The 22,773-nt window shown below is 60.6% G+C and carries 22 protein-coding genes and 1 riboswitch; of the genes, 5 read left to right on the forward strand and 17 right to left on the reverse strand.

Annotated elements, in window-relative coordinates; genetic code table 11:
• Positions 1-259: 259 nt before the first annotated feature.
• Together ACWKWE_RS06760 and ACWKWE_RS06765 are read left to right on the forward strand one after the other, a co-directional pair.
• Complete coding sequence (locus ACWKWE_RS06760; protein ID WP_483850066.1) at positions 260-1,639, forward strand: sodium:solute symporter family protein; 1,380 nt, start codon at positions 260-262, stop codon at positions 1,637-1,639.
• A 263-nt stretch (positions 1,640-1,902) separates the two neighbouring features.
• Complete coding sequence (locus tag ACWKWE_RS06765) at positions 1,903-2,193, forward strand: hypothetical protein (protein WP_166596654.1); 291 nt, start codon at positions 1,903-1,905, stop codon at positions 2,191-2,193.
• 161 nt (positions 2,194-2,354) lie between these two features.
• Here the strand turns inward: ACWKWE_RS06765 and ACWKWE_RS06770 are convergent, their stop codons facing one another.
• The 3 genes from ACWKWE_RS06770 to ACWKWE_RS06780 form a co-directional block, all read right to left on the reverse strand.
• Positions 2,355-2,480, reverse strand: a complete 126-nt coding sequence (locus tag ACWKWE_RS06770) for a PA1414 family protein (protein ID WP_256665300.1) — start codon at positions 2,478-2,480, stop codon at positions 2,355-2,357.
• Between the two features lie 191 nt (positions 2,481-2,671).
• Positions 2,672-4,123, reverse strand: coding sequence for an NCS1 family nucleobase:cation symporter-1 (locus ACWKWE_RS06775; RefSeq protein ID WP_483850067.1), 1,452 nt, complete (start codon positions 4,121-4,123; stop codon positions 2,672-2,674).
• A gap of 504 nt (positions 4,124-4,627) precedes the next feature.
• On the reverse strand, positions 4,628-5,992 hold the full coding sequence (locus ACWKWE_RS06780; RefSeq protein ID WP_166596795.1) for a DNA recombination protein RmuC: 1,365 nt from the start codon (positions 5,990-5,992) through the stop codon (positions 4,628-4,630).
• Positions 5,993-7,061: 1,069 nt separating this feature from the next.
• Here ACWKWE_RS06780 and ACWKWE_RS06785 point away from each other — a divergent pair.
• The 3 genes from ACWKWE_RS06785 (at position 7,062) to ACWKWE_RS06795 (ending at position 9,494) form a co-directional block, all read left to right on the forward strand.
• Positions 7,062-7,286, forward strand: a complete 225-nt coding sequence (locus ACWKWE_RS06785) for a hypothetical protein (protein WP_166596652.1) — start codon at positions 7,062-7,064, stop codon at positions 7,284-7,286.
• Between the two features lie 277 nt (positions 7,287-7,563).
• Entirely contained in the window at positions 7,564-8,055 is a 492-nt protein-coding gene (locus ACWKWE_RS06790; RefSeq protein WP_483850068.1) for a hypothetical protein, read from the forward strand.
• A gap of 140 nt (positions 8,056-8,195) precedes the next feature.
• Positions 8,196-9,494, forward strand: coding sequence for an OmpP1/FadL family transporter (locus tag ACWKWE_RS06795; RefSeq protein ID WP_166596650.1), 1,299 nt, complete (start codon positions 8,196-8,198; stop codon positions 9,492-9,494).
• Between the two features lie 378 nt (positions 9,495-9,872).
• On the opposite strand, the gene ACWKWE_RS06800 is transcribed toward ACWKWE_RS06795, so the two are convergent.
• The 14 genes from ACWKWE_RS06800 to ACWKWE_RS06865 all read right to left on the reverse strand — a co-directional run bounded on the left by ACWKWE_RS06800 (position 9,873) and on the right by ACWKWE_RS06865 (position 22,771).
• Positions 9,873-10,424, reverse strand: a complete 552-nt coding sequence (locus tag ACWKWE_RS06800) for a glutathione peroxidase (RefSeq protein WP_166596649.1) — start codon at positions 10,422-10,424, stop codon at positions 9,873-9,875.
• A gap of 211 nt (positions 10,425-10,635) precedes the next feature.
• Positions 10,636-11,844: an MFS transporter gene (locus ACWKWE_RS06805; RefSeq protein ID WP_166596648.1), complete on the reverse strand. Its 1,209-nt coding sequence runs from the start codon at positions 11,842-11,844 to the stop codon at positions 10,636-10,638.
• Between the two features lie 143 nt (positions 11,845-11,987).
• Positions 11,988-12,719, reverse strand: a complete 732-nt coding sequence (locus ACWKWE_RS06810; protein ID WP_166596647.1) for an adenosylcobinamide-GDP ribazoletransferase — start codon at positions 12,717-12,719, stop codon at positions 11,988-11,990.
• On the reverse strand, positions 12,720-13,292 hold the full coding sequence (cobC, locus tag ACWKWE_RS06815; RefSeq protein WP_483850069.1) for an alpha-ribazole phosphatase family protein: 573 nt from the start codon (positions 13,290-13,292) through the stop codon (positions 12,720-12,722).
• Positions 13,289-14,341 (reverse strand): nicotinate-nucleotide--dimethylbenzimidazole phosphoribosyltransferase, encoded by a 1,053-nt coding sequence (gene cobT, locus ACWKWE_RS06820; RefSeq protein ID WP_483850070.1) that lies wholly within the window; start codon positions 14,339-14,341, stop codon positions 13,289-13,291. Before cobT ends, cobC begins: the two co-directional genes overlap by 4 nt.
• Positions 14,338-14,859, reverse strand: a complete 522-nt coding sequence (cobU, locus tag ACWKWE_RS06825) for a bifunctional adenosylcobinamide kinase/adenosylcobinamide-phosphate guanylyltransferase (RefSeq protein WP_483850071.1) — start codon at positions 14,857-14,859, stop codon at positions 14,338-14,340. The genes cobT and cobU overlap by 4 nt, the downstream gene beginning before the upstream one ends.
• Positions 14,859-16,337, reverse strand: coding sequence for a cobyric acid synthase (locus tag ACWKWE_RS06830; RefSeq protein ID WP_483850072.1), 1,479 nt, complete (start codon positions 16,335-16,337; stop codon positions 14,859-14,861). The genes cobU and ACWKWE_RS06830 overlap by 1 nt, the downstream gene beginning before the upstream one ends.
• Positions 16,334-17,338, reverse strand: a complete 1,005-nt coding sequence (cobD, locus tag ACWKWE_RS06835; RefSeq protein ID WP_483850073.1) for a threonine-phosphate decarboxylase CobD — start codon at positions 17,336-17,338, stop codon at positions 16,334-16,336. The genes ACWKWE_RS06830 and cobD overlap by 4 nt, the downstream gene beginning before the upstream one ends.
• The gene (gene cbiB / locus ACWKWE_RS06840; RefSeq protein ID WP_483850074.1) at positions 17,331-18,239 is read right to left on the reverse strand and encodes an adenosylcobinamide-phosphate synthase CbiB; all 909 of its coding nucleotides are present in this window, start codon (positions 18,237-18,239) and stop codon (positions 17,331-17,333) included. The genes cobD and cbiB overlap by 8 nt, the downstream gene beginning before the upstream one ends.
• A complete protein-coding gene (gene bluB / locus ACWKWE_RS06845) occupies positions 18,236-18,886 on the reverse strand; it encodes a 5,6-dimethylbenzimidazole synthase (protein WP_483850075.1) in 651 nt (216 codons plus the stop codon). The genes cbiB and bluB overlap by 4 nt, the downstream gene beginning before the upstream one ends.
• Positions 18,887-19,076: 190 nt before the next feature.
• A complete protein-coding gene (locus tag ACWKWE_RS06850; protein WP_483850076.1) occupies positions 19,077-20,372 on the reverse strand; it encodes a cobyrinic acid a,c-diamide synthase CobB in 1,296 nt (431 codons plus the stop codon).
• Positions 20,369-20,980: a cob(I)yrinic acid a,c-diamide adenosyltransferase gene (gene cobO / locus ACWKWE_RS06855; protein WP_166596638.1), complete on the reverse strand. Its 612-nt coding sequence runs from the start codon at positions 20,978-20,980 to the stop codon at positions 20,369-20,371. Before cobO ends, ACWKWE_RS06850 begins: the two co-directional genes overlap by 4 nt.
• A gap of 107 nt (positions 20,981-21,087) precedes the next feature.
• Positions 21,088-21,294, reverse strand: a riboswitch (cobalamin riboswitch).
• Between the two features lie 160 nt (positions 21,295-21,454).
• Complete coding sequence (locus ACWKWE_RS06860; RefSeq protein WP_166596637.1) at positions 21,455-21,994, reverse strand: C40 family peptidase; 540 nt, start codon at positions 21,992-21,994, stop codon at positions 21,455-21,457.
• A 90-nt stretch (positions 21,995-22,084) separates the two neighbouring features.
• On the reverse strand, positions 22,085-22,771 hold the full coding sequence (locus ACWKWE_RS06865) for a C40 family peptidase (RefSeq protein WP_166596636.1): 687 nt from the start codon (positions 22,769-22,771) through the stop codon (positions 22,085-22,087).
• Positions 22,772-22,773 lie beyond the last annotated feature (2 nt).

Raw genomic sequence — 22,773 nt, forward strand, 5'->3', positions numbered from 1 at the left:
CTCGGAGTTTGCCTTTTGCTGGGGTTTGCTGGCGAAACCCTGGCCCTCTGTAGGAGCGAATTCATTCGCGAAGAACAGTACAGACGATGGAGATGCATTGTCCGCACAGGCCTCTCGCGAATGAATTCGCTCCTGCAGGTCCAGCGCATACCCCATGTTCTTATATCAACTGAATAACAAACTCACCCGCTGACTGCCTGCGTCACTTCAGCCGGATGATTCGCGACTCACTATAAAAACAATGATCGGAGACACCTCCATGGCTTTAGATATTTTCGTCGTGCTGATTTACGCGGCCGGCATGCTGGTACTGGGCTGGTACGGCATGCGCAGGGCCAAGACCCACGAAGACTACCTCGTTGCCGGACGCAACCTCGGCCCTAGCTTGTACATGGGCACCATGGCCGCCACCGTGCTGGGCGGCGCCTCTACTGTCGGCACCGTACGTCTCGGCTACGTCCACGGCATTTCCGGGTTCTGGCTCTGTGCCGCGCTGGGCGTCGGCATCATCGCGCTGAACCTCTTCCTCGCCAAACCACTGCTCAAACTGCGCATCTTCACCGTTACGCAGATCCTCGAAAAACGCTACAACCCCATGGCCCGCCAAGCCAGCGCCATGATCATGCTCGCCTACGCGCTGATGATTGGCGTGACCTCGATTCTCGCCATCGGCACGGTCATGCAAGTGCTGTTCGACCTGCCGTTCTGGGTCTCGGTGATTTTGGGCGGCGGCGTGGTCGTGGTGTACTCCACCATCGGCGGCATGTGGTCGCTGACCCTCACCGACATCGTGCAATTCGTGATCAAGACCGTGGGCCTGATGTTCATCCTGCTGCCGATCTGCCTGTACCGCGTCGGTGGCTGGGACGAACTGGTCGCCAAGCTGCCCGCGTCGAGCTTCAGCTGGACCACCATCGGCTGGGACACGATCATCACCTACTTCCTGATCTACTTCTTCGGCATCCTGATCGGCCAGGACATCTGGCAACGCGTTTTCACCGCACGCACCGAGAAAGTCGCCAAGTACGCAGGCTCCGTTGCAGGGGTGTACTGCATCGTCTACGGCCTGGTCTGCGCACTGATCGGCATGGCCGCTCACGTGTTGCTGCCGGACCTGGCCAACGTCAACACGGCCTTTGCCGCCATCGTCAAAGCCTCATTGCCGGACGGCATTCGCGGCCTGGTGATTGCTGCCGCACTGGCCGCGATGATGTCCACCGCCAGCGCAGGCTTGCTTGCAGCCTCCACCACCTTGACTGAAGACCTGTTGCCAAAACTGCGCGGTGGCAAGCAATCGAGCCTGGGCATCAACCGCCTGTTCACAGCATTGACCGGCCTCGTGGTGTTGGCCATCGCGCTGGTGGTGAACGACGTGATCAGCGCGCTGACCCTGGCCTACAACCTGTTGGTGGGCGGCATGCTGATCCCACTGATCGGCGCCATCTATTGGAAGCGCGCCACCACGGCGGGCGCCATCACCAGCATGAGCCTGGGCTTCATCACTGCGCTGGCGTTCATGCTCAAGGATGGTCTGGACGCCAACACCCCGATCTACTACAGCCTGGCGGTTGGCCTGGCGAGTTTCGTGGTCGTCAGCCTTGTGTCGCCTCGCTCCGTAGCCGTGGCACGGGCGGTCTGACTGGAATGGCTCCAGACGTAACGTTACTGAAACAGATCAAGGGCGCCTTCGGGCGTCCTTTTTTATGGGCAGTTACACAATTTCATCTTGAACCCGTCATTCGACTCGGCGAAATCTGGGCTAGCCTTAGCCAAGACAGCACTGGAGGCAATGTGCCTCAACGGGGTCATATCAAGGAGCGAAGCACGATCCAGCTGTCAGGCCGCAAACCTCTGTGAATGAAGTCGGGGTTAGTTCGAACACAATCAGGCAGAGGCTTCCCCATGAACCGCAGCGAAATCCAGCAGCACATTTTCGATACACTCGGGAAAATCCTCGTCGACAAATCGATCATCCAGGAACAAGCCGATCCGATGGTGAGCGAACTCTTTCTGGACGAAGAGGACTTTGGCAATTTCTTCGAAGACCTTCAAACCGACTTCAATATCACCCTACCCTCTCGCGTCAAATCCGAGCTCTCACACCTTCCAGAAAACCCCGATTACAGCCAACTGACGCTGCAAGGCCTTGTCGATCTGATTCTTGTGCAAATGAAAAACAGGAAACCGCACTGAATTGGACGCGTCAGCACGGAAAAAGATGAGGGAGGGATACAGCGAAGCGCCCATGGTCGGGCGTGACCCGTGAGGTACAGCCGAAAAAAATCGAGCGGGCTATCGTGCGATAGCACCGCTGTTCACGGGTGGGTCAATCGAAGGTGACGAAGGCCGAAGGCTTAGCGGCGCGGGCGGCGACGCTGGTCATCGTCGGTGCGAACGGGAATGGGCTGCAGCTTCGGCCGTTCGATCAAGCCTAGAGCAACACCTACATCGTGAAGCCATTCTTGCAATTTGCTGTTCATATAACGCCCCCTTCAGGGAAATGCCGGCAGCCAACTTCTGGTCCGCTTACCGCAGATCATAGTGCTAAGTCGCACTTTACGCCTGCTACGGAGTGTCGCGGCAGGAAATTTTCGCTTTCTTTACGTTGAGACATTTCAAAGCGGCCATCCCCAGCCTTCACCCGACCAACGGCACTCCCTCAAGCGCCCGATCAGTTGGCCACGGCAGGCGTCAGTGCAGCGGATTCATGGGCCTGAGTGCGCCGGGCGAAGACAAAGAACAACGCCCCACCCAAAAAACATCCGGTAAACCATGCAAAGTTCGCCATCGGTTGCAAGGCCGGTACGAAGGTGATCCCAATGCCCACCAAGGTCGCCAGAACAAGCGCCTTGACCGCCGTGTAATTCACGCCTCCGGTGTACCAGTAGCGACCGCTGGGGCCGTCGTTGAACAGCGAATCCACGTCGATCTGCTGTTTTTTGATCAGGTAATAGTCCACCAGCAGAATGCCGAACAAGGGGCCGATAAAGGCCGCCAGTACATCCAGGGTGTAATGGATCACGGCCGGGTTATTGAAGAGGTTCCACGGCGTGATGAAGATCGAGGCGACAGCGGCGATCATCCCGCCCACACGCCAGCTGATCTTGCTCGGTGCGACGTTGGCGAAGTCAAAAGCCGGAGAGACGAAGTTGGCGACGATGTTGATGCCGATGGTCGCCGTCACGAATGCAAAGGCCCCCAGGAGCACAGCCACGCTGTTGTCGATGCGGGCAACAGTGGCAATCGGGTCGTGCAGCATCTCACCGAACACCGGCAAGGTGCCGGAGACAATGACGACCGTGACCAGAGAGAACGCGAGAAAATTAACGGGAAGGCCCCAGAAATTGCCGCGACGCACCTCGGACATGCTCCGGCAGTAGCGACTGAAATCACCGAAATTGAGCGTAGGACCAGAAAAGTACGACACCACCAGCGCAGTAGCCATGATCACTTGGGCCATCGCGTCCCAGCCGGTCAGGGACTTCTCGGACAGCGTAAAACTGATGTTGGCCCAACCGGCTTTCCAGACGATCCAGCCCGCCAGCAGGAACATCACGGCGTAGACCACCGGCCCTGCCCAATCGATGAACCGACGAATCGAATCCATGCCGGTCCAGAACACCGCAGCCTGTACCAGCCAGAGCGCGAGGAAACCGAACCAGCCGAGGTAGGACAACCCAGCGAAATGCGGTTCCGCGTAGACCGACATCTGTGGGAAAAATCGCAGAACCACGATGATCAACGCACTGGAGGCCAGGTAAGTCTGTACGCCATACCACGCCACGGCGATCAGGCCGCGAATCACAGCCGGGATATTCGCGCCGAAAACGCCGAACGCCAACCGACAGATCACCGGATAAGGCACTGCCGCCTGCTGGCTCGGTTTGGCCAGCAGGTTGGCAATCACTTGAATGATGCAGATCCCCAAGAGCAGCGCGATCAGTACCTGCCAACTCGCCAGCCCCAGTGCAAAGAGGCTCGCAGCGAACACGTAACCGCCCACGCTGTGCACGTCACTCATCCAGAACGCAAAAATGTTGTACCACGTCCACTTCTGCGGCACGGGTCCCAGGTCTTGGTTATACAGGCGGGGGCTGTAGCCCTTGGGCATTGGCTCGGTCATCGCATATCTCCCTGAGAGGACAGGCTGGCTCCCGAGCCAGAGAGGTGGAACACACTGCGTACGGGAGCAAGCGCGTGTTGTATACGAACCAATAGGCAGAATGCGTGCCATCGGTATTTTAGCGAGCGCATGAGAATGCTAAATCGCGGTTTTATAAGGGATGAAAGCGAGGGCAGTAGCAGAAAGACAGTATTGTTTAGGGGACCGCTTGCGCCCACTGACAGTGCAGTGGTGCCTGATCGGGGTGCGTTTTCAGCACCAAAGATTGCCAGTGATTAATATGTATACAAACTGCAGATTTATTGTCCTGTATAAGTTTCACGTGTGAGCGTCACTTATGTAGGGAGCGGACTCATTCGCCAGGTATCGTCCAGCCGATAGACATACGTCGCCTGCCCCGGCCATTCGCGAATGAATTCGCTCCCACAGTTATGTCCGCGTAAAGCCCCGCGTTTCGCGACTGCTTTGGAGTTCGCTCCCAGAGATGTTCAGCGTCGCCTCAAATCACTCCGGCAACTGCACGACGCCGTCTTCATCGGTGAGGGCTCGCTCCAACAGGTCGGCCGGCAGGTTTTTACTCGCCCTGGCCCCCAGGAGTTTGAGTTGCTCACTGCGGCTGACCAGGTTGCCACGCCCTTCGACCAGCTTGTTGCGCGCCGCACCGTAGGCTTTGTCCAACTGCTGCAAACGGCTGCCGACTTCATCGAGGTCCTGAATAAAGAGCACGAACTTGTCGTACAGCCACCCTGCCCGCTCGGCGATTTCGCGAGCGTTCTGGCTCTGGCGTTCCTGCTTCCACAAACTGTCGATCACGCGAAGCGTGGCCAATAGCGTCGTCGGGCTGACGATCACGATGTTGCGATCAAATGCCTCTTGGAACATGGTCGGTTCTGCCTGCAACGCCGCCGAAAACGCCGCTTCGATGGGCACAAACAGCAACACGAAATCCAGGCTGTGCAGACCTTCAAGCCGCTTGTAATCCTTGCCCGACAACCCCTTCACGTGGTTGCGCAACGAAAGCACATGCTGCTTGAGTGCGACCTGACCGATCACTTCATCCTCGGCCGACACGTACTGTTGATACGCCGTCAGGCTGACTTTGGCGTCCACCACCACCTGTTTGTCGCCGGGCAGCATGATCAACACATCAGGCTGGAACCGTTCGCCATCCGGCCCTTTCAGACTGACTTGAGTCTGGTACTCGCGGCCTTTTTCCAGCCCGGCATGTTCCAGTACTCGCTCCAGAATCAGCTCGCCCCAGTTGCCTTGGGTTTTCTGCCCTTTCAGCGCACGCGTCAGGTTGGTGGCCTCGTCGCTCAAGCGCTGATTCAGCAGCTGGAGGCGCTCCAGCTCCTTGCCCAGCGAAAAACGCTCGCGGGCTTCCTGTTGATAGCTTTCTTCCACGCGCTTTTCGAAGGACTGGATGCGTTCCTTGAGTGGGTTGAGCAACTGGCCCAATTGCTGTTGGCTGGTCTCGGCGAAACGTTGCTCACGCTCGTCGAAGATTTTGCCCGCCAGTTCTGCAAACTGCGCCCTCAACTCATCGCGAGAACCTTGCAAGTCGTTCAGGCGCTGCTGATGACCTTCCTGCTGCTCGCGCAACTCGGCGCTCAGCGACGCGCATTGCGCGTCCAGCCGACGCAGTTCTGCTTCTTTAAGCGTGCGCTCATGACCCCATCCTTCCTGAGCCAACCGCGCCGCACCGTGCTGCTGCCGCAGCAATTCCACTTCACGCCGCAATGCGGCCAGATCGGCCTGCTTCACAGCATTGGCCTGACCCAGGTCGCTGATTTCGTCTCGGCAGGCATCAAGCTGGGCATTAAGACCGTCTTGTGCCATCTGCGCATTGCTCAAGCGCTCGTCGAGCAGCGCGACCTCCGCTTCGCGCAGGGTGATCCGACGTTGCAACTGCCACGCCAATGCCAGCAACGGTACCGCCGCTGCCCCCAACCCCAGCAACAGGCTGGTGAGGTCCAAAGCCATAAACATTTCCCGACTCCACAATCGATGCTGGCGGCATTATGCGCACAAGCGGCGCTGTCGTCAGATCAGGATCAAGGGTTCGATGAGGCGGGGGTCGCCACTTTGTCAATTCGCAGAGCCGCGGGCTAGAGCAAGCGCTTGGGACAATCCACAGAACCTGTGGATAACTCAGTGGACAACACCCCCTGAACCCCCGCAAACGTAGGCAGAATGGGGCCTGCGTTCAAACTGACGATTTTTTCACCAATGCAAAAAAGCGATGATTTTCATTGACTTAATAATTCGATACATGAAATCAAGCTGTTAGGGCCGATTGTGACAGTGAGATGGCAGCTAACCGATCTAATGTGCACAAGTCAATTTCCAATCGCTATATAGCCACCCCGAAAACATGCCTAAGCGTGTAGGATCGGTCTGAAAAGAGGCAGACCGCCAGCATTCAGTCCCTTCCTCATAGCTGAACCTGCGCTGAACCGAATTTGCGCTCTAGGGATCGGACTTGCTTTGTCTCCCCGCATCGGATAGCATTGCCGCCGTTAGTACCAAGCTGAAAGTCAATTCTGATCGAACAAATCCCTCAATCCACATTTGCCAAACTGCAGATGGACTGAAAAAAGGGATCGATCACCTCGATGGTTTACAGACATGAACTCGCACAGCCTGCCGAACGATCGGAGGTGTGGAGAAGCAATCATGGCCTGCTCAAACCAGCCTGCAAATTGATCAGGATCTTCACCCCGAGCATCGAACCTTTGCTCCTGTTGTGTCGCCTGCCCTCCGAAGTACCTACCAGTCAGCCCAGCGCCACATGATAACCGCGCTTCAACTGGCTGCTTTTGTTCCAGACAGGTTCTGCGCCCTGCCCTGACTCGCCTTCGAGCATCGGCCCGCGTTTACTGGAACGTTTTTATTTTGCACGCCTCTTATTGCGTGTCGATTCAGGAAACACCATTACATGACTACTCATATCCAGACTCAGGATGCTATCCGCACCCTCACCAATGCCTTTGCTCCGATGGACTGCCTGATCATGGCCGCCCGCAAAGGCTGCTTCAGCTTCACTATCGTCAACGAACACGGCATCGCCCGTCACAGCGAACGTCTTTACCCGGATCAGTACTCCAGCGCCGAACCGCTGCAAGCCGTGATCGACCGTACACGTCAGGCGCTGATCGCCTGATACCGTTCGTCGGGTAAAAAACGCACGCCAAGCCTCACCCCTAAAACGGTGGGGCTTTTTTGTGCCTGTTTTTCATATGAAAAAGCGGCTGCGTTCATTGCCAGATGAAATATGCACAGCGTTACAGATCGGGAAATATTTTAAAAACAGTCTTTTACATCGCAAATATGAGACTACGCTTCAACTCAAGCGGTCTGAGCCGCTTCCGGTGGGCCCGGATTCCATTTCCGCTGCCAAGCGTCAGGGTCCGCCGGCTCATTAACCTCCCGAGGGTGTTATGGGAATCGCCGCCAGTGAATTGCGCCGTTATGTGATCCGCCCCACGCTGATCTATCTCGGTCGCCAGCATCCAGGAGCAGAAGCCTTTCTGCTCGCCGTCGCCGCCAGTCAGTCCGCACTGGGCGCAGCGCTGGACACCCAGCGTGGACACGGGCTTTACGGCATTTCCGACGCACGCCACTACCAACTCTGGGATGGCTACCTGGCCAAAGACCCCGAGCTCGCCAGCCTGGTCAGAGGCCTCGCGAGCCAGCATGCATTTCTCACCGGACCGGATCTGGAGCTCACCGTCAACCTTCGATACTCCACGGCCATCGCCTGGATGATGGTTGAGGCCAGCCGACTCACCCTGCCTGCCGAAACCGATGTGAAGAGAATGGCGCGTATTTGGCGCAGGATATTTCAGCCTCAGGGCCGCCTGCAGGATTTCATGACGGCCTGGCAAACCACAGTTCGCCCTTTATATAAGGGCGAACCAGCCATTTTGTGACTCAGCGGTTTCGCTGGAGATCGCAGCACGTTTACTCGGATTGTCCTACAAAAACTGCTCTAACTCGGGTGATCCAGCCTATAGCGCGCTATGAAAAATATTGGTAATTTCCGCGCGGTGATCAACAAGGAGTTCTAACAATGAAAAAAACAATGATCAAATCCAGCCTCAGTCTCGCCATCACTCTTGCCTCCACCCAAGTTTTCGCATCCGGTTTTGCCCTGAACGAACAAAGCATCAGCGGCATGGGGACCGGCTTCGCGGGCCGTTCCTCGTCCGTCGACGACGCCAGCATCGTTTATGGCAACCCGGCCGGCATGTCGCGGCTCAAGGGCCAACAAGTCACCGTCGGTGTCGCCGCCATTGATGCGTCGACCGACATCAAGGATGTCAGCGGTCGCAGCTCCGGTACCAATAAAGGCGACATGGTGCCGTTCACCGCCGTTCCCATGGGTTTCTACGTCAATCCTGTGGATGATCACTGGGCATTCGGCTTGGGCGTCTACGCCCCGTTCGGCCTGGTGACCGATTACGAAAGCAGCTTCCAGGGCCGTAACTTCGGCAGCAAGAGCATTGTGAAGGTCGTGACCTTCCAGCCGACCATCAGCTATGCCTTCAACGATAAAGTGTCGATCGGTTTCGGCCCGACCATCAACCGCATCTCCGGTGCGTTGGAGTCCAACCCGAACCTGAGCGGCGTGACCGCGCCAATCACCGGCCGTCCTGCGGGCGACGGTCGCGTGCAGGTCAAAGGCGATGACGTGGGCTACGGCTTCAACGCCGGTATCCTGGTCCAGGCCACCGACACCACCACGCTCGGTCTGACCTACCACTCGAAAGTGACCTACAAACTGGAAGGCCACACTGAGGTGACGCCAGGCGCTGGCGTACCGCCTGCCCTGCTGAGCGCAGGTCGTTATGACGCCAAATTGAGCCTGGACACCCCTGAGTCGGTGGACTTCTCGGTCACGCAGAAAATGAACGATGCGTGGAAGCTCTACGCCGGTGCGACCTGGACCCGCTGGAGCCGCCTGCAAGACATCACCGTCAAGAACTCGGGCGTGAGTGGTGGTGCACTGGCACCTCGCCTGTTCGGCACCATTACTGAAGAGCAGAACTGGCATGACACCTGGGCTTACGCCATCGGCACGTCGTATCAGTTGAACAAGGCATGGGTGCTGCGTACGGGCCTGACCTTCGATCAGTCGCCAACCAACAACGACAACCGTTCTCCGCGCATCCCGACGGGCGATCGGACCATCTTCAGCCTGGGTGCCGGTTACAGCCCTACCGACAACATCACGATCGATGTCGCCTACTCGTACTTGAAAGAAGAGTCTGTGAAGGTTCGTGACGTCAGTCCGCTGGGTCAAACGTACAACGCCAAATACGAAAACAGCGCCAACGGCTTCGGCCTGGGCCTGACTTACCGCTTCTGATGCAGTTGGCAGGACAGGCCGATCACCTGTTCGCCATACAGAAAACCCCGCAGCCAGCGATGGATGCGGGGTTTTTCGTTCAGGGGTGCCAGCGGTCAATCGGAAAAATCGGCTAGCAGCGTAGCGTGTCGCGATGGGCCATCTTCGCGGTGTGTGCCATGTGCGAGCCTGCACCCTTGCACGACCCCCACTGTGGGCGAATTCATTCGCGAAGAGCCGATACATTCGGCGCATCGCCATCGCCTGAACGTCATTCGCGAATAAATTCGCTCCCACAGGGATTCGGCGGCGTGCCGGAAATCGGGGAACGACACGGTCCTGCTGCAAAGCAGGACCGCGATCAGCATCAACCAACGCATCCACACACGGCCTCAAACCTCACGGCTTCGAAGCAATCGCTTTTTCCACAGCCGAAATCAGCTCAGGATCATCCGGTTTGGTCATGCTGGAAAAACTCGCCACCACGTTCCCCTTCCGGTCCACCACGTACTTGTAGAAATTCCACTTCGGCGCATTGCTCTGTTCCGCCAGCACCTTGAACAGGTTGATCGCATCTGAACCCCGCACCGGCTGCGGCTCGGTCATGGTGAAGGTCACGCCGTAATTCACGTAACAGACTTTGGCGGTCTCGGCGGCGTTATCCGACTCTTGCTTGAAGTCATCCGACGGCACGCCCAACACTTCCAATCCCTGCCCTTTGAACCGTTGATTCAACGCCTCCAGCCCTTTGAACTGCGGCGCGAAGCCACAAAAACTCGCGGTGTTCACCACTAGCATCGGCTTGCCCGCGAACTGTTTGCACAGGTCGATATCCTGCTTGGCTCGCAGCTTGGGCAGCTCGCCTTGTAATAAAGGAGGGCAATCCGCAGCCATGGCGACACCGCCCATGGCGAGCAGAAGAACAGGAAGGGAAATCCAGCGAAGGTTCATGTCGGCATCCATTCAAGGCAGAGAGTCGGGCGATAGAAACCACACGCTACTCTCTGTCGTCATCGATGCCTAGGGACGACCAAGAACGCCCAGGCTCAGCAGGTCATACCCAATTGCAGAGCGCCCAGCCCAACGCTGTGCCAGCCCCACCAGGCCAGCGCCAGCAGCGTCGCCACAATGGCAACGCCTGCCAGCCAGGGCGTCAACCGGGTCACAGCGCCACCGGCTGGAGCTGCAGGCGCGCCACGGGCCGCTCGCGTACCGGCCAGTTGAGGGCGGCCGCCATCAGGCTCAACGCAATCGAGACGTGCCAGATCATGTCGTAACTCCCGGTATGGTCATACACCACGCCCCCCAGCCAGCCGCCCAAAAAGGCGCCCAACTGGTGGAAGAGGAACACGATACCACCGAGCATCGACAGGTTACGCACGCCGAACAGCGTGGCGACGGTGCCATTGGTCAACGGAACGGTGGACAGCCAGAGCAGCCCCATCGCCATGCCGAACAGGTAGGCCGTGGTCTGGGTCAACGGCACCCAGAGGAACAGCACGATCACCACCGCTCGCAGCAGGTACAGCGCCGTCAGCAGTCGCGGCTTGGACATCCGCCCGCCCAACCAACCCGCGACGTAGGTGCCGAACACGTTAAACAACCCGATCAAGGCCAGCACGGTGGTGCCCACGGTGGCGGGCAAATGCTGGTCCACGAGATACGCAGGGAGGTGAACGCCGATGAACACCACTTGAAACCCGCAGACGAAGAACCCGAACGCCAGCAGCCAGAAACCGGAATGCGTGCAGGCCTCTCGCAAGGCCTCCTTCAAGGTCTGCTCACCTGCAACGACGGGCGCGGGTTTGTCCTTGAGCATCGCCACCAACGGCAGGATGAACGCCACCAGCAAGCCCAACGCGACCAGCGCCATGGACCAGCCCAGCCAGCCGATCAACCCCAGGGTGCCGGGCAGCATGGCGAACTGCCCGAATGAACCCGCCGCGCTGGCGAGCCCCATGCCCATGCTGCGTTTTTCAGGGGGCAAGGCACGCCCGACCACGCCGAGAATGATCGAGAACGTTGTGCCTGACAGCCCGATGCCAATCAGCAACCCGGCACTCAGGGACAGTGTCGCCGGTGAGTCGGCCATGCTCATCAATCCCAGCCCCACGGCATACAGCACGCCCCCCACCAGTACGACTCTGGCAGCACCGAAGCGATCAGCCAGCGCGCCAGTGAAGGGTTGGGCCAAGCCCCAGACCAGGTTCTGCAGCGCGATGGCAAACGCAAAGACCTCCCGACCCCAGCCGAACTGCGCGCTCATGGGCGGCAAAAACAACCCGAAGCCATGCCGCGTTCCCAGCGAGAGGGCCAGAATCAGGGCACTGCCCAACAAGACCCAGCCACTGGTACGCCAGACGGATGTCATTTTTTATCTCCAAAAGCGGTGCGTGGGGCATTAGTTGCATATGCCACTAAATCAGATTCAGGCACGCTACGCGTGAGCACAAAGGGTGTCAATCAAGGTGACGGGAACGGACAAGACCGGTTCGCTGGAAGGTCGTATCTGGATCAGCGCAACACTAACGTCACCACCACCAGCGTCTCCAGCAACTCCAATAACGCCCCGGCGGTATCGCCCGTGCTGCCGCCCAGCCGCTGGATCATCAATCGACGAAGCCCGAAAAACCCGACCATCGCGAACAGTACCGACCACAACCCGGCCCAGCCCGCCACCAGGACACAGGCCAGCGTCGTCAACGCCAGCACTTGCGCCCCAAGACGACGCGGGAGGTGATCCGCCAGCGCCTGGCCCAATCCACCCGCTCGCACGTAAGGCGTAGTGAGGAACAGCCCCAGCATCGAAGCCCGTCCGATGACGGGGGCCAACAGCAGGCCAACGCTATGGTGCTGTTCGACCAGCGCCAGTACGGCGGTGAATTTCAGCAGCAGCACGATCACCAGGGTGACCACGGCAATCGGCCCACTGCGAGGGTCTTTCATGATGGTCAGGGTGCGTTCGCGGTCGCCGAAACCACCGAGCCACGCATCGGCACTGTCCGCCAGCCCGTCCAGGTGCAGGCCGCCGCTGAGCAGCACCCACGCGGCCAGTAGCAAGGCGGCGTGAAGCAGAAGAGGAGCGCCGTCGAGCAGTAGGTTCAGGCCCATCAGGATCGAGCCGAACAGCACGCCCACCAGTGGATAAAACAGCAGCGATCGCCCCAACGCTTGAGGTGCGGGCATGCCCGGCAGGCGAATGGGCAGGCTGCTGAGAAATTGCAGGGCGATCCAGAACGGCAGCATTTACACCTCCGTCAGCGCGCCATCCGCGTCGACATTGATCCCGAACAGGCTGCCATGACCGACGACCACCTGTAGCAGCTGCTCACGGGGCAAACCGCGAGCCTGGGCCAGCAACAGGCGCATCACGCCGCCATGGCTGATCAGCAGAATCCGCTCGCCCTCGTAAGCCGCGTGAAGACGTCGGACCGCGCCATGCACACGCTGGGAAAACGTCGACACTGGCTCGCCATTGGGCGGCGTGAAGGTGTAGGGGTTTTCCCAGAAGCGACCCAGCCCTTCGGCGTCGGTCTCCATCAGTTGCGCGGTGCTCACGCCTTCCCAGTCGCCGAAATGCAGCTCTTGCAGATCGGGTTCGAGTTGCAGCGGCAAGGACAACCGCGCCGACAGTTCTTCTGCAAAGCGTGCACAGCGCTGTAATGGGGAGCTGACAACCCGGTCCCAACCACTAAGCGCTGCGACGGCATCACGCATCTGCTGCCAGCCGGTCGGGGTCAACGCATCGTCCAGACTGCCGCGCAAGCCGCCACCCTGTTCGGTTTCACCATGACGCAGCAGGTCCAGGCGCAACGTCATGCCGGGCGATCCGCCACGGCGGCTTCAGCGAACGTCGCCATGCCGTTGTGCAGCTCGCACGCCAGACGCAACAGCGGCACCGCCAACGCAGCACCACTGCCCTCGCCCAGCCGCAGGCCCAGTTCCAACAAAGGCTCGGCCTGCAAGGTCTCCAGCACATGGCGATGACCCGGCTCAGCGCCGCGATGGGCGAAGAACAGCCATTCGCGGCACGACGGGTTCAAGCGCACGGCCACCAACGCCGCCACGGTGCAGATAAAGCCGTCCACCAGCGCGGCGATACCCTCTTGAGCGCAGGCCAGGTACGCGCCGACCAACGCGGCCACTTCGAAACCACCCAGCGCACGCAAGCTGCCCAGCGCATCGCCGGAATGAGCCGCATGCCGTTGCAGCACCTGTTCGATGACATGAGCTTTATGGTTGATGCCTTGCGCGTCCAACCCGGTTCCCGGCCCTACCAACAGCGGCGCCGGGCAGTTCAGCAACGAGCAGGCGACTGCGCTGGCGGCCGTGGTGTTGCCGATGCCCATCTCACCGCCGATGAACAGCTCAGTGCCGACGGCTTTGGCGCGCAACACGCTGTCACGCCCGCCTGCCAACGCGCCTTCCAGCTGTTCCTGAGTCATTGCCTCGGCCTTGGCGAAGTTGACCGTGCCCGCGCCAAGGTTCAGGTGACGCACACCCGGCAGGTTCAGCGGCGAGACGGTGCCAAGATCGACCACATCCAGCTGTGCCGAAAGCTGTTTCGCCAAGACGCTGATCGCCGCGCCGCCCATGATGAAGTTGTGCAGCATCTGCCCGGTGACTTCCTGGGGATAAGCCGACACCCCTTCCGCGACGACGCCATGATCGCCCGCAAAAATCGCGATCCAAACCTTATCTAGCGTAGGTTTAACCTTGGCTTGCAGACCGGCCAGTTGCACGGCGACCGCTTCCAGCTGGCCCAACGAGCCAGTCGGTTTAGTCAGTTGCTGCTGCCGGGCCAACGCCTGCTCACGGCTGGCTTGATCGACTTCTCGGGACGGCGCGAGCCACCAGGCATTGCTCATAGCGGGGTTCCTTTCAGGGTCATGGGCAGACCGGCGACGGTAAACACCACACGCTGGCACCGTTCGGCCAGCGCCTGATGCAGCCAACCGGCTTCATCGACATAACGACGGGTCAGCTCGCCGAGGGGCACGACGCCCAGCCCGGTTTCGTTGCTGACAAAAATGATGTCGCCCGGCAGCTGCGCCAGGCAATCGAGCAGGACGTCGCGCTCCTGCGCCAGTCGCTGCGGATCGTCCAGCATCAGCAGATTGGTCAGCCACAGGGTCAGGCAGTCCACCAACAGGCAGGTGCCCTCCTCTGCGTTTTCTTTCAGCACGCGGGCCAGCTCAAGCGGTTCTTCGACCAGCCCCCACGTGTCCGGGCGACGTGCGCGGTGCGACGCCACCCGTTGATTCATTTCGCCGTCCAGAGGCTGGCTGGTGGCGATGTACACGACATCGAGGCCACTGCCGCTGGCCAGTTTTTCCGCCAGCCGACTCTTGCCGGAACGCGCACCGCCGAGGATCAGTTGCAGCATCACACAGGCTCCAATCCACAGAGTTCGCGCAGCAATTTGCCGTCCAGATGGTTCTCCACCAGATCGGCCAAGCGTTCGATGTCGCGCTCGCGCAGACCGTGATAATCGACAGACTGCACGTTCTGCACACCGGCCCAGCGCAGCAAGGCGCTGCTGGACGCCGGGTTCTCGAACAACCCGTGCAAATAGGTGCCGAGCACTTGGCCATCGGCACTTTGCGCGCCATCGCATCGGCCATCGCTGAGCTGCACCAATGGCCGCTCAAGCGCAGGTCCGGTGGTCACGCCCGCATGAATTTCGTAGCCGCTGACGTCGGCGTCTTCCAGGGTCAACCGCCCGGTGACATTACGCAGCTGCTTTTCCTTTTCCAGCACCGTGCTGATGGCCAGCAGGCCCAGACCGGGGCTCGACCCTGCCGCGCCTTCGAGCCCCAGCGGGTCATGCAGTTCTTCGCCGAGCATTTGCAGCCCGCCGCAAATTCCCAACACTTTGCCGCCGTAGCGCAGATGCCGGGCGATGGCCGTGTCCCAACCGTTGTTGCGCAGGTAGGTCAGGTCGCTGCGCACGCTCTTCGAACCCGGCAGGATGATCAGGTCGGCGGGGGGGATCACCTGACCCGGTCCGACGAATTGCAGATTGACCTGCGGGTGCAGACGCAGCGGGTCGAAATCGGTGTGATTACTGATGCGTGGCAGCACCGGCACGACGACGTTCAGCACCTGTTCGGCCTTGTCGGTCTGACGCTGATCGAGGCCGTCTTCGGCCTCCAGATGCAGGTCCATGACATACGGCAGAACGCCCACCACCGGTTTGCCGGTGCGCTGTTCAAGCCAGTCCAGACCCGGTTGCAGCAAGGCGATATCGCCCCGGAAACGGTTGATGATGAAGCCCTTCACCCGCGCCTGTTCGCTGGGGGACAACAGTTCCAGCGTGCCCACCAAATGCGCGAAAACACCACCGCGATTGATGTCGGCCACCAGCAACACCGGGCAATCCACCGCCTCGGCAAAGCCCATGTTGGCAATGTCGCCCGCCCGCAGATTGATTTCCGCTGGCGACCCCGCGCCTTCGACCATGACCACCGGCCAGCCTTCGCTCAGCCGTTTATGGGAGGCCAGCACCGCCTGCATGGCGATGGCTTTGTAGTCGTGATAAGCGACGGCGTTCATGGTGGTCACCGCGCGCCCGTGGATGATCACTTGCGCGCCGGTGTCGCTGTTGGGTTTGAGCAGCACCGGGTTCATGTCGGTGTGCGGTTCGAGGCCACAGGCCTGAGCCTGCACGGCTTGCGCCCGGCCAATCTCGCCGCCATCGGCGGTCACGGCACTGTTGAGCGCCATGTTCTGCGGCTTGAATGGCACCGTGCGCACACCCTGGCGGGTCAGCCAGCGGCACAGCGCGGTCACGAGCGTGCTTTTACCGGCGTCCGACGTGGTGCCTTGGACCATGAGGGTTTTGCCAGCCTTCGGATGATTCATGCACGCTCCCCGGAAAATTCGCTCAACGCCTGCTCCAGTCGCTGCCAATCCGCTTCATCCCGAGGCAGACCAAAACGCAGGCTGCTGTGAGCCGGGCTGTTGTTGAGGAAGATGCGCAACAAAATCCCGCGTTGGGCGCAGAACTCGTGCAGCTCAACAGCCATCGGCGTCACCAGCCATTGGAACAATGCGCAGCCCCCTTGGGGGGCGAAGCCGTATCGGGTCAGCACCTCGACCAGACGTTCACTTGCGTGCGCTGTGCGCTCTCGTTGCACACGATGACCTTCGACGTCGTCAAAGCAGGCTTTGCCCAGAATGCGTGTAGGACCGCTCACCGACCAGGGTCCGATCTGTTTGGCCAGGACTTTGAGAAAACGCGACTCGGCCAGTACGAAACCCAGGCGCACGCCTGCCAGACCGAAGAACTTGCCAAAGGAGCGCAGCACAATAAGACCGGGGCGTTGGGTTTCGGCGGCGAGGCTCAGGTGTGGCGTGTTGTCCATGAACGCTTCGTCCACCACCAGCCAGCCGCCGCGTTGCGCCAGCCGCGCATGCCATTCCAGCAAGCGTTCCTGGGTCAGGCTCAGGCCTGTGGGGTTGTTCGGGTTGACCACCACCAGCACGTCGAGGACATCAATGAAGCGCTCGACCTCATGCTCCAGCACTTCGCGCACCAGAAATCCGTTGCTGCGCCAAGCCTCGGCGTGTTCGGCGTAACACGGCGACAGCACGCCGACCTTGCCCGCCTGGCGCAAACGCGGCAGCGCCTGAATCGCGGCTTGGGAACCGGCCACGGGCAGCAGATCCGCCACGCCGTAATACGCACAGGCGGCCGCTTCGAGGCCGTCATCGGTTTCAGGCAAACGCGCCCACGCTGAATCCGGGATCGGCGGAATCGCCCAGGACCAAGGTGAAATCCCGCTGGACAGGTCGAGCCAGCCGGCCTCGTCGATGCCGTATTTCTGTACCGCACCCCGCAACCGACCGCCGTGTTCAAGCATAGAATTCAGTCCCCAGACACAACATCAGCAACCACAGCCAGACGCCACGCTGCACCAGTTGCCAGCCTCGATCAATGGAATTCGCATCGGCTGGTGCACCTTCGCCTAATTGCGGACGCTGGTGCAGCTCGCCATGATAAATCGCCGCGCCGCCCAGTTCGACGCCCAAGGCACCGGCACCTGCCGCCATGACGGGACCCGCGTTCGGGCTGTCCCATTTAGGGGCCTGCGTCCGCCAGCAGCGCAACGCCAGTCGGGTTTTGCCGAGCACTGCGTAGGTCAACGCCACCAGACGCGCGGGAATGTAATTGAGCAGGTCGTCAATCTTTGCCGCCGCCCAACCGAAACGTTCGAAGCGTTCGTTGCGATAGCCCCACATCGCGTCGAGGGTATTGCTCAGGCGATAGAGGATCACGCCGGGCGCGCCCAGCACGACGAACCAGAAGATCGCGGCGAACACGGCGTCGCTGCCGTTTTCCAGCACCGATTCGGTGGCGGCGCGGGCGACCTCGGTGGCGTCCAGTTCAGACGTCTGGCGACTGACGAGGAAACCCACGCGACGCCGCGCCTCTTTCAGGTCATCGCTGCGCAAGGCCTGCGCCACCGGCGCCACATGTTCGCCCAAGCTGCGCAGGCCAAGGGCAAAGTACAGAGCGGCGACTTCCACCAGCCAGCCGATATAAGGCAGCCAACTGAGGAAGGTCACCAACAGGGTCAGCGGGATGACCGCAATGAACCACGCCGTGACGCCATGGCTGCGCCAGCCGCGACCGCCGCCGTTGAAACGTTGCTCGATGCGCTCGGCATGTCGGCCGAAGGCCACCAGCGGGTGGTTTCGTTTTGGCTCGCCCAGCAGCGCATCCAGCGCGACCCCGGCGACGCTCAACAACGCCACGCTCATGCGCTCACTCCCCATGTGTTTTCGTAGACCAACTCTCGCAGCGGACGCGCCTGCGCCCACCCCTCTAATACCAGCATCGGCGCCGGGTAAAATTCCTTGACCGGGCCCAGACACAGGATTGCCAAAGGTTTTGAACCGGTTGGCATCTCCAGCAGGTCGGCCAGCGCTTGAGGTTCGAATAATGAGACCCAGCCCATGCCCAACCCTTCGGCCCGGGCCGCGAGCCACAGGTTCTGAATCGCACAGGACAGCGACGCCATGTCCATCTCCGGCAAGGTGCGACGGCCGAAAATGTGCTTCTCACGATCGTCCATCAAGGCCGCGACGAGCACTTCGGCGCAGTCGTTGATGCCTTCGACCTTGAGTTTCATGAAGTCGTCGGAGCGCTCGCCCAAGGCTTCAGCGGTGCGGATGCGCTCTTCTTCAACTTGGGCCTGAATCTGGCGGCGCAGTTGACGGTCGCTGATCCGAATGAAGCGCCATGGCTGCATCAGACCGACGCTCGGCGCGTGGTGTGCGGCTTCCAGCAGGCGGGCCAGCAACTCCGGTGTCACGGAGCCGCCGGTGAAATGCCGCATGTCCCGGCGTTCGGCAATGGCCCGGTAGACCGCCACGCGTTCGGCGTCGCTGAAGGCGTGATCAGTCACGAGAGCACCTCGCCATGGCTGACCACACGTGCACCTGCTGTAGGAGCGAATTTATTCGCGATGCGAAGGTACGGCCGATAGAAAGGCTTCGGATGTACCTTCGCATCGCGAATGAATTCGCTCCTACAGGAAACCGTGTTCCCACCGAAAAATCGGGTCAGTCCTACGATGGAGAACACCGACAGACACGTCATGGCAAAAACAGCGCCGCCATCGCCTGTGGGTTGGACGGGAAATAGAAGTGCACGTACGACGCAGTCATCCGCCCTTCCCGGTACACCGCTTCCGCGCCACGTCCGCCGTTGGGACTGACGCCACGGGCAATCGGGGTCAGTTCGGTGCTGGTCAGCGAATGATGATAGGTATGCCCGCGCAAGGTCCCTTCCGGCAACTCGACCGATTGCAGGGCCAGGGCGGCCAGACGTTTCTGCATCACCGCCTCGCCGTCGAGCAGGCCCACCAGTTCGGCGCGCTGACCGTCCACGTCGGTCAGGGCGTTCAACAGGTAAAGCATGCCGCCGCACTCCGCGAGCAAGGGTTTGCCGGCGGCGTGGTGAGCGCGAATGGCGTCGAGCATCGAGTGGTTCTGACCGAGCGCCACGTGATGCAGCTCCGGGTAACCACCGGGCAGGTACAGGCTGTCTGCGTCTGGCAACTGGCTGTCGCGGATCGGTGAGAAAAACAGCAGCTCAGCGCCCATCGCCCGCAACAGGTCGAGGCTGGCGCCGTAGGTAAAGGCGAACGCCTCGTCACGGGCAACGGCGATGCGCACGCCGGCCAACAGCGGCTCAGCGGGCACGATGTCGGGCGCTTCGAAGGTCACGGCGGGTGGCAACGTCGAATCGCAGGTGCTGGCCAATGCATCGGCGGCCGCGTCGAGGCGCACGTCCAGGTCGTTCAGTTCGCTCGCCTGAACCAGCCCCAGATGGCGACTCGGCAGTTCGATGCCGGTTTCCCGCGACAACGCGCCATACCAGCGCAAGTTTTCAGTCAGGCTGCCTTCGAGCAACTGGGCATGACGCACGGTGCCAACCCGATTGGCCAGCACGCCCGCGAAGGGCAGGTCCGGTTGATAGCGCGCGAGGCCCAACGCCAGCGCCCCGAAGGTTTGAGCCATGGCCGTGCCGTCGATCACGCCCAGCACCGGCACGCCGAAACGCCGCGCCAGATCCGCGCTGGAAGGCGTTCCGTCGAACAGCCCCATCACACCCTCGATCAGGATCAGATCAGCATCGGCGGCGGCTTCCCACAGCAGGCGTCGGCTCTCATCCTCGCCCACCATCCACATGTCCAATTGATAAACGGGATTACCGCTGGCGCGTTCGAGAATCATCGGGTCGAGAAAATCCGGACCGCATTTGAACACTCGAACGTTACGACCCTGATTGCGATGCAGACGGGCTAACGCCGCTGTCACAGTGGTTTTGCCCTGGCCGGACGCGGGCGCCGCGATCAAAACCGCAGGGCATCGACGAGCCTCACTCACAGCTCAATGCCCTTCTGCGCCTTGATGCCCGCCTGAAATGCGTGCTTGACCACGCCAATCTCGGACACCGTGTCAGACAGGTCGATCAATTCCTGCTTCGCGCCACGGCCGGTGACGACCACGTGCTGCATCGGCGGACGCGCCTGGAGGTCGCTCAACACCTGTTCCAGATCGAGGTAGCCGTGTTTGAGGGCGATGTTCAGTTCGTCGAGGATCACCAGGCCGATCTCGGGATCACGCAGAAATTCTCGGGTCACGACCCACGCCGCCTCGGCCGCCGCGATGTCACGCTGACGGTCTTGGGTCTCCCACGTGAAGCCTTCGCCCATGACGTGATAGCGCACTTGCTCGGGGAAACGGCGGAAGAACAGCTCTTCGCCCGTGGCGTTGCGGCCTTTGATGAACTGCACCACGCCGCACTGCATGCCGTGGCCCATGGCCCTCGCCAGCATGCCAAACGCCGAGCTGCTCTTGCCCTTGCCGTTGCCGGTCAGGACCAGCAACAGGCCGCATTCATTGGGGGCGCTGGCAATGCGCTCGTCCATCACCGCCTTTTTGCGCAGCATGCGCGCCAGGTGGCGTTCGTCACGTTCGGGGGATTCGCTCATCTCAGCTCTCCGCTTGAGGGCAGGTGTGGCAAACGGAGGGCACGGACAAAGGCTGACAGCAGGCACCGGACAAACGCCGAGCCTGCGCAGAGCATCGCCCTCCGTGATGCTGTTGAATGGATCAGGCCGGTCTCCGGACTCATGAGCGAAACAGGGGCGGCGCGCCTTCCCATGTTCATCGAACACAGTGGCATCGTGCGCAGCCTTGACTCATTTACCGTTGCGGAGGCAGCGCCGGAATTGATCGCAAAGGCGTTCGCACCGGCTTCCCTGTTTCACCCTTTTTAGCGGGCACCTGAAACAATCGGCGAAGGTTAGAGGGTTGACTACCGAGCGTCAATCGAAGCGGCGAAGGATCTGCCGCATCCCTGAAGCAGCACGGCTTGCCAGCAGTGGCGTCCGCGAGTTTTAGCAAGGAAGGCGAGTCAGGTGTTTGCTGCGCAACAACCACGCAGCAAACCACAGGGAAAAGGATCAGTTGCTGCGCGCGAGATTCGACGGCTGGATCACACGCTTGGCGTTCAGCCAGGCTTTCTGCCAGTACGGCTTGTCGAGGCTGTCGAGCTTGACGGTGCCGCCGGTGGCAGGCGCATGCACGAAGCGGCCTTCACCGACATAGATCCCGGCATGGCTCACGTTCGAGCCGCCGCCCGTGGCGAAGAACACCAAGTCGCCAGTCTGCAACTGACTGCGGTCGATGTCCGGGCCTCGCAGGGTGATCATTTCACGGGTCGAGCGCGGCAGGGTGATGCCAGCAGCGTCGTGATAGACGTAGCCAATCAAACCACTGCAATCGAACCCCGAATCAGGCGTATTGCCACCCCAACGGTACGGCGTGCCAACAAGGCCGATGGCACGTAACAGCACGTCATCCGCAACGGGAGAATTGAATTGAGGGGGAGCAGCGATCACAGGCCGATAGGCGACCTTGGGGGGAGATGGCGGCGGAGTGCTGGAACAAGCGGCCAGCAATGCAGCCAGTGAAGCAACAGCCAGGCGAACCGTAATCGACATAAACACAACAACCTTCCTAGGATGCGGCTTACTCTGCCGGAGGCCGGAACCTTGCGCAATCAGGGTTTCCCCTAACTGCGCGGCCCGTATTTAACGGTGTTGGCGCTTGATTGTAGTCGAGGTCATGGCGGTCGTGGTTTCTGGAACCTGGGAAGGTGCCATGGCCAGCGCGCGCTTGGCTTCGATGAACGTACGGGCCCAGTAAGCATCGTCGAGGCTGTCGACGCGCACACCGCCACTGCGACGGCTGCTGGAGTGGATGAACTGGTCATCGCCCAGGTAGATGCCGGCATGGCTGACGCGGCCGCGGCCTGCGGTGCTGAAGAACAGCAGGTCACCAGGCTTCAGGTCGTTACGCTTGACCAGAGGAGCGTCGATATTGATCATTTCGCGGGAAGAACGCGGCAGGCTCATGCCCGCCTCTTCGCGGAACAGGTAGCCAATGAAACCGCTGCAATCGAAGCCGGACGTGGTCGAGGTGCCGCCGAAACGGTAGCGAGTCCCGATCAACGATTTGCCACGTTCCAGAATGCTGTCAGCCAGGACCGGCAACTGATACGGCTTGTTGTCGGAGAACTGGGCCAATTCGTCTTCGGTGGCGATTTCGTCATCCAGTACGGAAGAGGAGTAATCGGCACGCTTGGCGGTTTGTGCGGTGGCAGAGTCCCGGAATTGCGGGTTCTGCGACTGTTGTTGCGACGCTGGCATCTGGGCCGCGCAGCCGAACAGCAGCGTTACGAGTGCGAGAGGCACGAGGGGTGCGAAGCGATTCAGCATGG

Source organism: Pseudomonas salicis, assembly GCF_057128705.1.